The sequence below is a fragment of the Pseudomonas sp. PS02303 genome (assembly GCF_029959925.1).
Classification (GTDB): Bacteria; Pseudomonadota; Gammaproteobacteria; order Pseudomonadales; family Pseudomonadaceae; genus Aquipseudomonas; species Aquipseudomonas mandelii.
The window spans coordinates 1-383 of the sequence record NZ_JASCOM010000568.1; the positions used below are offsets into that span (position 1 = coordinate 1).

The 383-nt window shown below is 60.6% G+C and carries 1 protein-coding gene; it reads left to right on the forward strand.

Annotated elements, in window-relative coordinates; translation table 11 throughout:
- On the forward strand, positions 1 to 383 hold a 383-nt coding region (locus QMX98_RS34890; protein WP_348967366.1), incomplete at both ends, for a phage infection protein.

The window sequence follows — 383 nt, forward strand, 5'->3', positions numbered from 1 at the left end:
GTGCCGATCATGTTGGAGCAAAAGCTCTGGCCGCTGATGGTGCCGATCACGTCGGAGCAAAAGGTCTGGCCGCTGATGGTGCCGATCATGTTGGAGCAAAAGCTCTGGCCGCTGATGGCGCCGATCATGTCGGGGCAAAAGGTCTGGCCGCTGATGGTGCCGATCATGTCGGGGCAAAAGGTCTGGCCGCTGATGGTGCCGATCACGTCGGGGCAAAAGCTCTGGCCGCTGATGGTGCCGATCATGTCGGGGCAAAAGGTCTGGCCGCTGATGGTGCCGATCATGTTGGAGCAAAAGGTCTGGCCGCTGATGGTGCCGATCACGTCGGAGCAAAAGCTCTGGCCGCTGATGGTGCCGATCATGTCGGGGCAAAAGGTCTGGCC